Origin of the sequence: Pseudonocardia sp. Ae717_Ps2 (genome assembly GCF_001932475.1) — a bacterium.
GTDB lineage: Bacteria > Actinomycetota > Actinomycetes > Mycobacteriales > Pseudonocardiaceae > Pseudonocardia.
Genome location: NZ_MCIS01000001.1, coordinates 5,693,017 through 5,707,058, shown reverse-complemented (window position 1 = coordinate 5,707,058; position 14,042 = coordinate 5,693,017). Strand labels below are relative to the sequence as shown.

General features: G+C 73.5%; 12 protein-coding genes. 10 read left to right on the top strand and 2 right to left on the bottom strand.

Translation table 11 applies throughout. The annotated features are described in order from the left end of the window. The first annotated feature begins 24 nt into the window (after window positions 1–24). The 3 genes from grpE (at window position 25) to Ae717Ps2_RS26355 (ending at window position 2,493) form a co-directional block, all read left to right on the top strand. A complete protein-coding gene (gene grpE, locus Ae717Ps2_RS26365) occupies window positions 25–711 on the top strand; it encodes a nucleotide exchange factor GrpE (RefSeq protein WP_075312626.1) in 687 nt (228 codons plus the stop codon). An 88-nt stretch (window positions 712–799) separates the two neighbouring features. Then, window positions 800–2,032 (top strand): molecular chaperone DnaJ, encoded by a 1,233-nt coding sequence (dnaJ, locus tag Ae717Ps2_RS26360; RefSeq protein ID WP_075334008.1) that lies wholly within the window; start codon window positions 800–802, stop codon window positions 2,030–2,032. 5 nt (window positions 2,033–2,037) lie between these two features. Continuing rightward, on the top strand, window positions 2,038–2,493 hold the full coding sequence (locus Ae717Ps2_RS26355; protein ID WP_283160292.1) for a heat shock protein transcriptional repressor HspR: 456 nt from the start codon (window positions 2,038–2,040) through the stop codon (window positions 2,491–2,493). A gap of 97 nt (window positions 2,494–2,590) precedes the next feature. Here Ae717Ps2_RS26355 and Ae717Ps2_RS26350 read toward each other — a convergent pair whose 3' ends face one another. Next, complete coding sequence (locus Ae717Ps2_RS26350; protein ID WP_226361539.1) at window positions 2,591–3,889, bottom strand: MFS transporter; 1,299 nt, start codon at window positions 3,887–3,889, stop codon at window positions 2,591–2,593. 158 nt (window positions 3,890–4,047) lie between these two features. Here Ae717Ps2_RS26350 and Ae717Ps2_RS26345 point away from each other — a divergent pair, with 158 nt between their 5' ends. From Ae717Ps2_RS26345 to Ae717Ps2_RS26330, 4 genes are read left to right on the top strand one after another with little or no spacing between them, the layout of a single operon-like run. Beyond that, window positions 4,048–5,607, top strand: a complete 1,560-nt coding sequence (locus Ae717Ps2_RS26345) for an ABC transporter substrate-binding protein (RefSeq protein ID WP_075334006.1) — start codon at window positions 4,048–4,050, stop codon at window positions 5,605–5,607. Next, a complete protein-coding gene (locus Ae717Ps2_RS26340) occupies window positions 5,604–6,545 on the top strand; it encodes an ABC transporter permease (RefSeq protein ID WP_075309436.1) in 942 nt (313 codons plus the stop codon). The genes Ae717Ps2_RS26345 and Ae717Ps2_RS26340 overlap by 4 nt, the downstream gene beginning before the upstream one ends. Then, window positions 6,542–7,399, top strand: a complete 858-nt coding sequence (locus Ae717Ps2_RS26335; RefSeq protein WP_075334005.1) for an ABC transporter permease — start codon at window positions 6,542–6,544, stop codon at window positions 7,397–7,399. Before Ae717Ps2_RS26340 ends, Ae717Ps2_RS26335 begins: the two co-directional genes overlap by 4 nt. A gap of 57 nt (window positions 7,400–7,456) precedes the next feature. Continuing rightward, on the top strand, window positions 7,457–8,266 hold the full coding sequence (locus Ae717Ps2_RS26330; protein WP_158071546.1) for a TauD/TfdA family dioxygenase: 810 nt from the start codon (window positions 7,457–7,459) through the stop codon (window positions 8,264–8,266). Window positions 8,267–8,348: 82 nt separating this feature from the next. Here Ae717Ps2_RS26330 and Ae717Ps2_RS26325 read toward each other — a convergent pair whose 3' ends face one another. Continuing rightward, entirely contained in the window at window positions 8,349–9,521 is a 1,173-nt protein-coding gene (locus Ae717Ps2_RS26325) for a globin domain-containing protein (protein WP_198932235.1), read from the bottom strand. Between the two features lie 314 nt (window positions 9,522–9,835). On the opposite strand from Ae717Ps2_RS26325, the gene Ae717Ps2_RS26320 reads away from it, so the two are divergent. From Ae717Ps2_RS26320 to clpB, 3 genes are all read left to right on the top strand, one after another. Then, a complete protein-coding gene (locus Ae717Ps2_RS26320) occupies window positions 9,836–10,651 on the top strand; it encodes a pyridoxamine 5'-phosphate oxidase family protein (RefSeq protein WP_083702500.1) in 816 nt (271 codons plus the stop codon). Between the two features lie 205 nt (window positions 10,652–10,856). Next, window positions 10,857–11,186 carry a hypothetical protein gene (locus Ae717Ps2_RS26315; RefSeq protein ID WP_020626996.1) on the top strand — a complete coding sequence of 110 codons (330 nt, stop codon included), beginning with the start codon at window positions 10,857–10,859 and terminating at the stop codon, window positions 11,184–11,186. Between the two features lie 224 nt (window positions 11,187–11,410). Next, window positions 11,411–14,032: an ATP-dependent chaperone ClpB gene (clpB, locus tag Ae717Ps2_RS26310; protein ID WP_060714136.1), complete on the top strand. Its 2,622-nt coding sequence runs from the start codon at window positions 11,411–11,413 to the stop codon at window positions 14,030–14,032. Window positions 14,033–14,042 lie beyond the last annotated feature (10 nt).

The following is a 14,042-nucleotide window of genomic DNA, read 5'->3' as shown; positions in this document are numbered from 1 at the left end:
CCACGGGACGACAGGACGGTCGACATGGCAGACGAACAGAAGCAGGAGGAGCCGGTGACGTTCCGGGACCGCCGCAAGGTGGACCCGGAGACCGGCGAGGTCCGTCCCGACGCCGACGCGACCGGGGCCGCCGACACGGCGGCCCCGGCCGGGGACGGCGAGCAGGTCGCGGGCCCGGCCGACGGGGAGGACCCGGAGGTCGAGAAGCTGCGGGCCGAGGTCGCCGAGCGCACCGCGGACCTGCAGCGGGTCAGCGCCGAGTACGCCAACTACCGGCGTCGAGCCGACCGCGACCGTGAGCAGACGAAGGTGGACGCGAAGGTCTCCTTCGCGAACGACCTGCTGGTCGTGCTCGACGACTTCGAGCGCGCCGCCCAGCACGGCGACCTCACGGGACCCTTCAAGGCCGCTGCGGACAAGGTCACCGCGGTGCTGACGAAGCTCGGTCTCGAGCCGTTCGGGACCGAGGGCGAGCCCTTCGACCCGCAGCTCCACGAGGCCGTGCAGCACGAGCCGGCCGAGGGCTCCGGCCCCACGGTCACCGTGCTGTCGACGGTGCTGCGTCGTGGCTACCGCATCTCCGACCGGGTCCTCCGGCCGGCGATGGTGACCGTGCAGGACCGCCCCGAGGTAGAGGCCGAGGCACAGGCCGAGACCGACGCCGCGGGCGGCGCGGACGCCGGCGACGGCGAGCCGCAGAACCCGGCCTGACCAGGACGGGTAGGGACGTGACCACGCGGTGCGGCGGGAGACGACCGGTCTCCCGCCGCGTCGCGGGCGTGAACGGAAAGGAGGCGGAGTGACCCAGCGCGACTGGATCGAGAAGGACTACTACCGCGAGCTGGGCGTCTCCTCGACGGCGTCCCAGGACGAGATCAAGAAGGCGTACCGAAAGCTCGCCCGCGAGCTGCACCCGGACGCGAACCCCGGCGACGAGAAGGCCGAGGCCCGCTTCAAGGCGGTCTCCGAGGCCTACGGCGTGCTGGGCGACGAGTCCAAGCGCAAGGAGTACGACGAGACCCGCGCGATGTTCGCCGGTGGCGGCGGCTTCGGTGGGTTCGGCACCGGTGGTGGCTTCCCCGGCGGCGCGCGACCCGGTGGCGCCGGCCAGGGTGGCTTCGACATCAACGACCTGTTCGGCCAGGCCGGCCGCGCGGGCGGTGCCGGGGCCGGTGCGGGCGACTTCAGCGACATCCTGGGCGACATCTTCGGCCGCGCCGCGCGCAACAGCGCCGGCGGTGCGGGCGGGTACGGCACGGCCGGTGCCCGCCGCGGCCAGGACGTCGAGAGCAGCCTGACCATCTCCTTCGAGGACGCGGTGCGCGGCGCGACGGTGCCCATCAAGCTGTCCTCGCCCGGGCGGTGCGAGCGCTGCGGCGGCACCGGGTCCCGGCCCGGCAGCACCCCTCGCACCTGCCCCACCTGCGCCGGTCAGGGCCTGGTGAACCGCAGCCAGGGCGCGTTCTCGTTCTCCGAGCCGTGCCGCGACTGCCGCGGGACCGGGCGCATCATCGACGACCCGTGCCCCGAGTGCCACGGCGACGGCGTGTCCACCCGGACCCGGTCGCTGTCCATCCGGGTCCCCGCGGGCGTCGACGACGGTCAGAAGATCCGGCTCCCCGGACAGGGCGAGCCCGGGCGCGGCGGGGCCCCCGCCGGGGATCTCTACGTGACCGTGAGCGTGACCCCGCACCGGATCTTCGGGCGGTCGTCGAAGAACCCCGACGACCTGACCCTCACCGTGCCGGTGACCTTCCCCGAGCTCGCTCTGGGCGCGACCCTGACGGTGCCCACACTCGACGGCACCGTCTCGCTGCGGATCCCGCCGGGCACCACCAGCGGCCGCACGTTCCGGGTGTCGGGGCGTGGGGTCGAACGCAAGAACGGGAAGAAGGGCAACCTGCTGGTCACCGTCGAGGTGGCGGTGCCGCAGAAGCTGGACGAGGCGGCGAGGAGCGCGCTGGAGGCCTACGCCGAGGCGACGTCGTCGTTCGACCCGCGGGCCGACCTGCTCGGTAGCGCCAGGAGGTGATGGCGGTGTCCGGACGACGCACCCCCCGTGACGGGGAGGAACCGCCGACGGTCGACGTGGCACACGACAGCCCGGTGTTCGTCATCTCGGTCGCCGCGCAGCTGTCCGGCCTGCACGCCCAGACCCTGCGCAGCTACGACCGGATCGGCCTGGTCAGCCCGGGCCGGTCCGCGGGCGGCGGACGTCGCTACTCCCAGCGCGACATCGCCCTGCTCCGCGAGGTGCAGCGGCTCTCCCAGGAGGAGGGCGTGAACCTCGCGGGCGTCAAGCGGATCATCGAACTGGAGCAGATGGTCGACCAGCTCTCGGCGCGCCTCGAGGAGGTGACCGCCGAGCTGGACGCGGTCCGCGCCGCCGCTGCGCAGGCCACCGCGGCGGTGCACCGCTCCTACCGGCGCGACCTCGTGCCGGTGGACCGGCGTCAGGCCGTCGTGCGCTGGCGCCCGGCCGACGACGGCTGAACCCGCTCCGTCGCGCACCCCGGCGTCCTCCGTCGGAACCGGGGTGCGGGACCGGGCCTCGCGCGGCGACGACCGTCGTGCCCGGGCCACGAGCCGGTCAGGCGGCCGTCAGCGCTCCGCGCCGGGCCAGCAGGCCCAGCATCACGGCTCCGGCCAGCGGCACCGCCGCCAGGACCAGGAACGGCAGGGCGGGTGGGAACGCGGGGTCGAGCAGCGCCCCGACCCCCGTCGAGCCGACGAGCACCATCAGCCCGCCGAACGAGGCGAGCACCCCGAAGTGGGCGCCCAGCCTGCGTTCCCCGGCCAGCCGCGGGACGAGATCCTGCGCGACCGGCACGGCGAACATCTCGCCGAAGGTCAGCAGCAGCACCATCAGCACCGCGGGTGTGAGCGCCCACCACCCCGGCAGGTCCGGCAGCAGCCGCGCCACCGCGACGACGGTGAACGACGCGGCCATCAGGCAGAACCCCAGCACCACCGCGCGGCCCGCCCCCATCCGGCTCCCCCAGGCCGTCACCCGCATCTGCAGACAGATCACCAGCACGGACATCATCACGAACAGGAAGCCGAGCGCGGCGGTGCGCCCGACGCGCTCCAGCTCGTCGGGCAGGGCCAGGTAGAGCTGGTTGTAGCAGAGCAGCCAACCCGAGTAGCCGACCGCGAACAGCAGGAAGCGTCGGTTCCCCAGCACCTCGCCCCAGCCGGCGAGCATCGGCTGCCCGGCCTGCTCGGGCTCGCGCCACGGCAGCCACCGCCAGTGCGCCAGACCCACCAGCACGAAGCCGGCGGCGGCGACCAGGCAGGCGAGCTGGAAGTCGACCACCATGAGCGCGGTGCCGACCAGCGGCCCGGTGACGGTCCCGACCTGACCGGCGACGGCGAACATCGAGAACACCTCGGTCCGCGCCGGGCCCTCACCGGCGCGCTCCCGCTCCCCGGCCTCCCGCGCCAGCGACGACTCGACCGCCGGCGAGAACAGGGCCGCCGCGAACCCGGTCAGCAGCGCCCCACCGATGACCGCGGGCAGCGATCCGGCCGCGCCGAGGAGGATGAAACCGATCACGCGCAGCGAGCACCCGACGAGCACGACCGGCTTCGCACCGAACCGGTCGGTCAGGGTCCCGCCGATCACGAACAGTCCCTGCTGGCTGAACGTCCGCAGCCCCAGCACCAGCCCGACGGCCGCCGCGGCGAGCCCGAGGTCCTCGGCCAGGTGCGTCGCCAGGTAGGGCAGCACCATGTAAAAGCCCACGTTGAAGGCCATCTGGGTGCTGATCAGCAGCTTCATGACCGGGGGGAGCCCGCGGAACTGGGCCCACCGGCCCGGTCGGAGCGGCGTCGGGGGACGCGGGTCCGACTCGGGATCGGCGGGTCGGCGGAGCAGGCTGCGGAGCACCACGAAGTGGTACCAGGTCGCCGTCGGCAGTCGCGACTCGATGGCAACAACGACATATGCGCATGCGTGAAGATGCTTGACCGTATGTACAGGCTTACCGAAGATCTCCCGGGCGCCGGGTGACACACGGTCGAGGGCGCCGGAGAGGCCAGGTCGTGATGCCCGCCGCCGTGCGCGCCGTCGTAGCACCCCGTCGTTCCCGCTTGCGGGTCGCCGCCGCCCTGGTGGTGAGCGCCGCGGTCCTCACCGCGTGCGGCGGCACCGGTGGCGGGAGCGGTCGGGTCGTGCCGGACGGGCAGGCCACGATCGCGATGGCCTTCGGCCCGTCGGCCGGTTACGGCGTGGACACCGACGACGCGTTCGTCCTCTCCCAGCTCGGGGTGACCGAGTCCCTGGTGGCGTCCGGCCCGGACGGGCAGCCCCGACCCGCACTGGCGACGGCGTGGGCCCAGCAGTCCGACCCGCGGACCTGGCGGTTCGAGCTGCGTCCCGGCGTGACCTTCCAGAACGGCGAGCCGCTCACCGGGCAGGCCGCCGCGACCGCCCTGAACTGGGTGGCCGGCGTCGCCGCGCCGCCGCGCGCGGTGCGCGGGATCGGCCTGCAGGCCGCCGCGGACGGCGCGGCTGCCGTGCGCGTCACGACGGCGAAGCCCGACCCGATCCTGCCGCTGCGGCTGTCCAGCGTGAACACAGCGATCCTGGCGCCGTCGGCGTACCGGGCCACGCCGCCGTCGGTCCAGCAGACCGGCACCGGCCCGATGACGATCACCCGGACGAACGGCACCCAGTCGGTGACCCTCGCCCGCAACGACCGCTACTGGGGTGAGCGCCCGCAGCTGGCCGGTGTCACCGCGAACTTCGTGCCCGACCCGGCCGCCCGCGCACTGGCCCTGCGGGCCGGCGACGCCGACATCGCCCAGGAGCTCCCCGAGTCCAGCGCGCTGGAGTTCACCGGCGACGAGTACGTGAACCAGACCGTCGCCGCGCCCCGGACCGCGTCGCTGGTCCTCAACCAGTCCCGCAGGCCCTTCGCCGACATCCGGGTGCGGCAGGCCGTCGCGGCCGCCGTGGACCGCACCGCGCTCGGTGAGCAGGCGCTCGCCGGGTCGGCGATCCCGGCCTCGGAGCTGTTCGGCCCGGCCGTGGCGTGGGGCTCGCAGGACGCCCCGCCGCCGGCCGACCCCGCGCGCGCCCGGCAGCTGCTGGCCGAGGCCGGCTACGGCCCTGGCAACCCGCTGCGCATCGAGCTGGGGTCCTACGGCGCCCGCCCCGAGCTCCCGACGCTGGTCACCGCCGTCCAGGAGATGCTCCGCGGGGCCGGCATCGAGGTCACCGTGCGCATCGGCGACTACGACGCCCGCGAGCCGCAGCTGCTCGCCGGTGACTTCGACATGTACCTGCTCTCGCGCAGCTACCTGGTCGACGTGCCGGACGCCGGCGCCACGCTGGCCACCGACTACACCTGCCAGGGCTCCTACAACCTCAACCACTACTGCTCGCCCCAGTTCGACGCCCTGCTCGCCCCGCTGGCCAACGAGACCGACCCGGCCGCACGACAGAAGGTCTTCACCGAGGCCGCGGCGAAGCTGAACGCCGACGTCGTCGGAGTCCCGCTGGTGCACACCAACGCCAACGGCGTCGGGCACCGGGTCACCGGCTACACCGTCGACCCGCTGGCCAAGTCGCTCGTCGTCCCCGGGCTGGCGACCACGGAGTGACCGCACTTGTCGCACGCAGGCTGCTGGCGCTGCCGCTGGTCGCCGTGGCCGCGGCGGTGCTGGTGTTCCTGCTCCCGCGGTTCTCCGGACAGGACACCGCGCTCGCGATCCTGCGCAGCCGGACCGGGGAGTCCGACCCGGACCCGTCGGTCCTGGCCGCGCTGCGCGAGCAGTACGGCCTCGACGGCACCTGGTGGGACCAGTTCACCGGCTGGGCCGGCGCGCTGCTGCGCGGCGACCTCGGGATCTCCTGGACCAGCCGCACCCCGGTCTCGGGCCTGCTCTGGCCCGCGCTCGGGGTGTCGCTGACCCTCACCGTCGCCGCGCTGGTACTCGCGGCCCTGGTCGGGATCCCGCTCGGGGTGCGCGCCGCGCGTCGCCCCGGTGGCCGGCTCGACCGGGCCCTGACCACCGGATCGGTGCTGGGCGTCGCGATCCCCGAGTTCGTGCTCGGGACGGCGCTGGTGCTCGCCTTCGCCGTCACCGTGCCGGTGCTGCCCGCGACCGGCTGGGGCGACGTGGACCAGGCGGTGCTGCCGGTGGTCACCCTGGCCGCGTTCCCGGCCGCGCTCGCCGCCCAGCTGGTGCGCGCCGAGACCGTCGACGCGCTGGCCCGCCCGCACGTCGCCGTCGCGCGGTCCAAGGGCATCAGCGACGGGCGGGTCCTGTGGCGCCACGGCGGCCGCCTGGCCCTGACCTCGGTCACCTCGCTGTCCGGGCTGTTCCTCGGCGGGTTGCTCGGCGGCTCGGTCGTGGTCGAGGTGCTGTTCGCGATCCCCGGCCTGGGCCGCCTGCTCTACGACGCCGTCCTCGGCCAGGACCTGCCGGTCGTGCAGGCCGGGCTGCTCGCGATCGTGCTGATCGCCGCCGTCGCCGGGATCCTCGCCGAGCTGCTCGCGCTCGCGCTGGACCCGGTGGCCCGGAGCGCCGTCCGGTGACCGCCTCGGTGCTGGCCCGCCCCGCGGGCGCCGCCGCGCGCACCACCCGGCGCGCGGCGGTCCTGCAGGTCGGGGCGCTGGTCCTGCTCGGTGTGCTGGTGCTGTTCGCCCTGCTGCCGCTCGACCCGGTCGCCAACGACCTGTCCCACCGCTTCGCCGGGCCGTCGGCCGCGCACCCGCTCGGCACCGACCAGCTCGGCCGGGACGTGCTGGCGCGGCTGGCCGTCGGCGCTCGGCTCTCGGTCGGGGTCACCCTGGTCGCGCTCGCGTTGTGCGCGGGGATCGGGACGGTGCTGGGCGTGCTCGCCGCCTGGTGCGGACGGGCGGTCGGCCAGCTGTTCCAGCGCACCATCGACGTGCTCGTCGCGATCCCGGCGGTGCTGATCGGGCTGGTGGTGGTCGCCGCGTCCGGCGGGGCCCCGGGGGTGTGGTCGCTGCTGGTGGCGATCGTCGTCGCCGGGTGGACGCCGTTCGCCCGGCTCACCTACCAGCTCGTGGTGCGCGAACGCGCCCGCGAGTACGTCGAGGGCGCCGTCGCCGTCGGCGCGGGGCCGCTGCGGATCGCGTTCCGGCACGTGCTGCCGAACCTCGCCCGGCCGCTGCTGTCGCACCTGTGCCTGCGGTTCGCGAACGTCCTGCTGACCGTGGCCGGGCTGTCCTTCCTCGGGCTCGGGCCGCAGCCGCCCACCCCGGAGTGGGGGGCGATGCTCGCCGACGGCCGGCAGTTCCTGTTCAACGCCCCGCAGCTCGTCCTGCTGCCCGCGCTGGCCGTCGTCGGGACGGCGCTGCTCGTCACCGCACTCGGCCGCGGGCTGGAACGCCGGTGGACGACCGGTCCGACCGGACAGTTCTGACATCGCTTCGTTCCTGCCAGACTGCTGCGAGTACGGGTGAACGGCAGGAGGTACGTCGTGGCGAGGATCGGAATCGACGGGCGGCGCACGGGTGAGGCGCGCCCGGAGCTCAAGAGCCTGGTGGACGAGACCGGGGTGGTGCCCCGCGCGGCGGAGCTCGGCGAGGCCCGGGAGGTGCTGGCCCGCGAGGGCGTCGTCCACATCCCCGGCGCCGGTCCGGACCCGGAGGCGATGGTCGTCGCCGCGGCCACCCTGCTCGGCGGACGGCTGCGCGAGCTGTTCGGCATCCGGCCTCAGGGCGGTACCGACTCCCCGGTCCTGGGTCTGCACAACGACGGCGCCTACCTGGAGGCCGACGTGCACGGCCGCACCGTGCGGCTGCGCGACCCCGACGAGGACTTCCTGTTCATGCACTGCACGTCGCCGGCGCCGTCCGGGGGCGACTCGGTGCTCGTCGACGGCTACGCGCTGGCCGACCGGCTCGCCGCGGAGCACCCGTCGCTGTACGGGTTCCTGACCGGCAGCGACGTCGACTTCTTCGGCAGCCGCACGAACCCGCCGCGCGGGGTCCCGCTGACGCCGCTGCTGCGCCGGATGATCGAGCACACCCGGGGTGGTCGGCGCGCGGTCCGGGCGAGCGACTACGTGCTGCCGGTGCCGCGCGAGCCGTACTGGGACGCCCACCTCGCGCACATCGAGTCCTACGCCGACGTGCTCGCCACCGCGTTCGACGCGGCGCCGCGGTTCCGGCTGGAGAGCGGCGACCTGCTGGTCCTGGACAACTACCGCTTCCTGCACGGCCGGGACGCGTTCACCGGCACCCGGGAGCTGCACGTGCTCTCGGTGCGGACGACCGAGGCGTTCTGAGCCCCACCCCCCGACGCAAACGGCCGCCCTCCCGGTGCGGGAGGGCGGCCGTCGTGACGTACGGAGCCGCTCAGTCCATCGCTCAGTCCATCGTGAACGGGTCGTAGGTGATGCGGTCGAGCGGCGTGCCCGCGACCAGCATCCGCGACACCGTGGACCGGATCATCGCCGGCGACCCGCAGACCAGGACGTCGTGGTCGCTCCAGGCGCCGAACCGGGTCACGACGTCGGCCAGGGTGCCGGTCTCGGCGCCGGAGGGCTCGTCCTCGTACTCCACGACCGGGATGACATCGAGCCACGGGTAGTTGTAGGACAGCTTGCGCAGCGAGGTGAAGTCGTACAGGTCGTCCCACGTCCGGCCGCCGACGAAGACCTGGGTGCGCGGCGGCTGGGGGCGCCGGCCGACCTCGTCGAGCAGGGCCTTCATCGGCGCGACGCCGGTGCCGCCCGCCACCATCAGCAGCTCGCGCCGGGTGTTCTGCGGGACGGCCATCCGGCCCATCGGCGGGCCGATCCGCCAGGTCTCGCCGACCCGGCTGTGCGCGACGATCGCGCGGCTGACCCAGCCGCCCTCGACCGCGCGGACGTGGAACTGGATGGTCCCGTCGCGACGCGGCGCGTTGGCGGGGGACAGGTAGCGCCACAGCCGCGGGCGGTGCGGCGTCTCCACCGAGACGTACTGGCCGGCCTGGTACGGCACCGGCTGGTCGGTCGCGACGGTGACCACGGCCAGGTCCCAGCCGATCCGGCGGTGCTCGACGACCCGGCCCAGCCAGGACGCCGGCCCGCGCTCGGCCGCGGCGGCCTGCTGCATCGCGTCCGCGACGATCCCGTACGCGCCGACCCAGGCCTTCTCGATCTCCGGGGTCCAGTTCTCGCCCGCGAACGTGGCGATCGCCGACAGCAGCGCCGCGCCGACCGCGTCGTAGTGCTGGGACAGCACGCCGAACTTGCGGTGGTCGCGGCCGAGCTGCTGCAGGAACGGGACGAGGTCGTCGGGCTGGTCGACCATCTGCACCACGTGCACGAGGGCGTGCAGCAGCCGGCTGCGCTGCACCTCCATGTTCACGGGGAACAGGTCACGCGTCTCGGGTGCCTTGCTGAACAGCGTGGCGTAGAAGTGCTTGCCGATCTCCTCGGCCTGCGGCTCGACGAGGGCGAAGCTGGTCCGGATGAGCTCGACGGTGCGATCCGCCTCCGAGGCGGGGCGTCGCGGCGGGGCGACGTCGCCGGCGATCAGCTGGTCAGCAGTCATGCCTGGCGGACACTCTCCTCGGTCGTGCTCCGTGCCGCGGTGACACCGGGCGTCGACGCCCGCGTTCCGCCGGTTAGGGTACGCGAGAGACTCCGTCCGCCGGTACGGCGTACGCCGACCGGCTCACCAAGGTGTGGTGAGCGGGTACGCATCGTCACTCATCATCCGTTCGGGGACGGCGGTCACTCGTCATGGCGTGGGGGGCGCCGGGCTCAGGATAGCGCCCATCGTGCGGAAAGCCGACGTGGCGGTGGCCCGGCCGGTCGGAATGGTGATCGTTTGGTCCTGGCCGTGCCGGATGGCACGGTTGTCCTGTGCCGTTGCGAATCCCCGCCGTCGTCCTGCCCGGACGGGGCCGTCCGGCCGTGCCGCGGGTCGTCGTCCCCGCGCCCTCGGAGCGGGGCCCGTCCTCCGATGTCCGGGAGGTCCCGGACGGACCGCACCGGCCCGGCTCCGCGGGTGAGCACGCGGTGCAGGCCGAGGTGGGCAGCTCCGCCCGCGCCGACCGGTTCTACGACGACCAGCTCCGCGACCGGCTGCTGCCCCGGATGATCGAGTTCGTCGGACGGATGGAGATGGCCTTCGTCGCGACGTCCGACGCGCACGGCGAGTGCGACAGCTCGCTGCGGGCGGGCCCGCCCGGGTTCCTGCACGTGCTGGACCCGCACACGCTGGCCTACCCCGAGTACCGGGGCAACGGCGTCTACGCGAGCCTCGGCAACCTGATGGAGAACCCGCACATCGGGCTGCTGATGGTCGACTTCACCGAGTCCCTGATCGGGCTGCACGTCAACGGCCGCGCCCGGATCATGGACGACGACGCCTTCCGCGCCGTCCACCCCGGGCGCGCGCGTGACGACCACGCCGCGGGCCGCCGCGTCGAGCGCTGGGTGGTGGTGGACGTCGAGGAGGCCTACATCCACTGCCGCAAGCACATCCCGCGGATGGAGCGGGTGACGCAGCGGCGGGCCTGGGGCACCGACGACCCGGCCCGCAAGGGCGGCGACTTCTTCGGTGCGCGGGGGACGGCGCCGCGCGTGCCGCGACCGCCGCGTCGGCGGTTCCCGAGCACGACCCATCTGGTGTCGGGCGCATCACGTTCGTTGCGCGGTCGTACCACCCGTCGCTGACCTGCGGTGACGAGGATGGCGCGACAGTGAGCCGATTAGGTGACGTTCGGACCGTCACTTCCGAGGCGCGGCCTCGTTGATCGCTGCAGATCGTCACCGGCCGGGCACATCTGGTCGAATCCGGGCGATCGGACGGGTTGCGGCTCCCACGGGCTCCGGGAGCCGCGACCACCCGTCCTGAATCGGATACACAGGAGAAGCAGGAATGCTGTCGAAGAAGAAGCTGGGCATGGTCGTGGCCGGCTCCGCCGCCGCCCTCGCCGCCGCCGCACCGTTCGCCTTCGCGGGCGACTACGGGAACGACAAGGGTCACCACCACGGTGGCGGCGACAAGAACTGCGCCTTCGAGGGTGGCGACGCGTCCGCCCGCGGCGGTGCCGAGGGTGGTCTCGCCGGCCTCAACGTCCTCGCCCCGATCGCGGGCAACCAGATTGCCAACATCGGCAACTGCAGCGACTTCCTGAACGACGTCGTCGACGTCAAGGACAACCTGAACGGCACCCAGATCGCGGTGCTCGGCGACAACCACCGCTGAGCGCGCCCTGCGCCACCGTTCCACCCCGCGGCCCGTCCGGATCCTTCCGGGCGGGCCGCGGTCGTTCCTCCGAACTCCCCCACCCTGAGTGGAACAGACTCAACTTTCCTGCTGTTGAACCTGTCGAGAGGCGTACCCTCCGGCACACTGTGAGAGCAGTGGCCCGGGGTGCCGCTCCCCATGCACAGACCGTCGGCACAGAAGGACCGGGAGGAACGCGGAGCATGGACTCCTTCAACCCCACCACCCGTACCCAGCAGGCCATCTCCGCAGCCGCCCAGGCCGCGACGCTGGCCGGGAACCCCGATGTCGGGCCCACCCACCTGCTGGGTGCCCTGCTGGCCCAGGGCGACGGCATCGCCGCGCCGCTGCTGGCTGCCGTCGGGGCGGACGCGGACGCCGTCCGATCCGAGCTGACCGCGCTGGGCAACCGGCTGCCGTCGGCCTCGGGCTCGTCGGTGAGCGCGCCGCAGCTGTCCCGTGACGCGCTGGCCGCCATCACCGCGGCCCAGCAGCTCGCCACCGAGATGGGTGACGAGTACGTCTCCACCGAGCACCTGCTCGTCGGGCTCGCGCGGTCCGGCGGCCCGGTCGCCCAGCTCCTGCAGCGCCACGGCGCCACGCCGGACGCGCTGCGCGAGGCGTTCGGCAAGGTCCGCGGCTCCGCCCGGGTGACCAGCCCCGACCCCGAGGGCAGCTACCAGGCCCTGGAGAAGTACGGCCAGGACCTCACCGCCCGCGCGCGCGAGGGTGAGCTCGACCCGGTCATCGGCCGGGACACCGAGATCCGCCGCGTCGTACAGGTGCTGTCGCGGCGCACCAAGAACAACCCGGTGCTGATCGGTGAGCCGGGCGTCGGCAAGACCGCGATCGTCGAGGGCCTGGCCCAGCGGATCGTGGCCGGTGACGTGCCCGAGTCGCTGCGCGGCAAGCGGGTCGTCGCCCTCGACCTGGGGTCGATGGTGGCCGGCGCGAAGTACCGCGGCGAGTTCGAGGAGCGGCTCAAGGCCGTCCTTAAGGAGATCACCGACTCCGCGGGCGAGGTCATCACCTTCATCGACGAGCTGCACACGATCGTCGGTGCGGGCGCGTCCGGTGAGGGTGCGATGGACGCCGGCAACATGATCAAGCCGATGCTCGCCCGCGGTGAGCTGCGGATGGTCGGCGCGACCACGCTCGACGAGTACCGCCAGCACATCGAGAAGGACCCGGCGCTGGAGCGCCGCTTCCAGCAGGTGCTCGTCGGGGAGCCGTCGGTCGAGGACACCGTCGGCATCCTGCGCGGGCTCAAGGAGCGCTACGAGGTGCACCACGGCGTCCGGATCACCGACGCCGCGCTCGTCGCCGCCGCCACCCTGTCCGACCGCTACATCACCGCCCGGTTCCTGCCGGACAAGGCCATCGACCTGGTCGACGAGGCCGCGTCCCGGCTCCGGATGGAGATCGACTCGCGCCCGGTGGAGATCGACACCGTGGAGCGGGCCGTCCGTCGCCTCGAGATCGAGGAGATGGCGCTGGAGAAGGAGTCCGACGCGGCCTCGGCCGACCGGCTCGTCGCGCTGCGCGCCGAGCTGGCCGAGAAGCGCGAGGAGCTGGCCGCGCTGACCGCGCGCTGGCAGAACGAGAAGGGCGCCATCGAGGCGACCCGCGAGCTCAAGGAGCAGCTGGAGCAGCTGCGCGGCGAGTCCGAGCGGGCCGAGCGCGACGGCGACCTGGGCCGGGCCGCGGAGCTGCGCTACGGCCGCATCCCGGCGCTGGAGAAGGAGCTCGCGGAGAAGACCGCCGTCGTCGAGAAGCACGAGGACGTGATGCTCAAGGAGGAGGTCGGCCCGGACGACGTCGCCGACGTCGTCAGCTCCTGGACCGGCGTGCCCGCCGGCCGGATGCTGGAGGGCGAGACCGCCAAGCTCCTGCGCATGGAGGACGAGCTGGGCCGGCGCGTGGTCGGCCAGGCCGAGGCCGTGCGCGTGGTGTCCGACGCGGTGCGCCGGACACGTGCCGGCGTCGCGGACGAGAACCGGCCCACCGGGTCGTTCCTGTTCCTCGGGCCCACCGGCGTCGGCAAGACCGAGCTGGCCAAGGCGCTGGCCGAGTTCCTGTTCGACGACGAGCGGGCGATGATCCGCATCGACATGAGCGAGTACTCCGAGAAGCACTCGGTGGCCCGCCTCGTCGGTGCCCCTCCCGGCTACGTCGGGTACGACCAGGGCGGTCAGCTCACCGAGGCGGTGCGGCGGCGTCCCTACAGCGTCGTGCTGCTCGACGAGGTCGAGAAGGCCCACCCGGACGTCTTCGACACGCTCCTGCAGGTGCTCGACGACGGCCGGCTCACCGACGGCCAGGGCCGCACGGTGGACTTCCGCAGCACGATCCTGGTGCTGACGTCCAACCTGGGCAGCCAGGCCATCGCCGACCCCTCGCTGGACGACAAGGGGCGCAAGGACGCCGTCATGTCGGTCGTCCGGTCGCACTTCAAGCCGGAGTTCCTCAACCGGCTCGACGACGTCGTGGTCTTCCACGCGCTGTCGACCGAGGAGCTGACCCACATCGTCGACATCCAGGTCGGCGTGCTGGCGCGGCGGCTCGCGAAGCGGCGGCTCTCGCTGGAGGTCACCGACGCGGCCCGCGAGTGGCTCGCCCTCAACGGGTTCGACCCGGTCTACGGCGCGCGTCCGCTGCGCCGGCTGGTGCAGTCCGCGATCGGCGACCAGCTCGCCCGCGAGCTGCTGTCCGGCGGCGTCCGCGAGGGCGACACGGTCCGGGTGGACCTGGACCCCTCGGCCGACGGCGGGACCGGTGCCCTGGTCGTCGGCAAGGCACTGGAGCCGGTCGCGATCGCGAACTGATCCACCGGTT

What these genes read in the sequence shown, in the direction of transcription:
- grpE (WP_075312626.1), top strand. Translation starts at nt 25, where the DNA reads ATGGCAGACGAACAGAAGCAGGAGGAGCCGGTGACGTTCCGGGACCGC.
- Ae717Ps2_RS26345 (WP_075334006.1), top strand. Translation starts at nt 4,048, where the DNA reads ATGCCCGCCGCCGTGCGCGCCGTCGTAGCACCCCGTCGTTCCCGCTTG.
- Ae717Ps2_RS26325 (WP_198932235.1), bottom strand. Translation starts at nt 9,521, where the DNA reads ATGACTGCTGACCAGCTGATCGCCGGCGACGTCGCCCCGCCGCGACGC.
- Ae717Ps2_RS26315 (WP_020626996.1), top strand. Translation starts at nt 10,857, where the DNA reads ATGCTGTCGAAGAAGAAGCTGGGCATGGTCGTGGCCGGCTCCGCCGCC.
- clpB (WP_060714136.1), top strand. Translation starts at nt 11,411, where the DNA reads ATGGACTCCTTCAACCCCACCACCCGTACCCAGCAGGCCATCTCCGCA.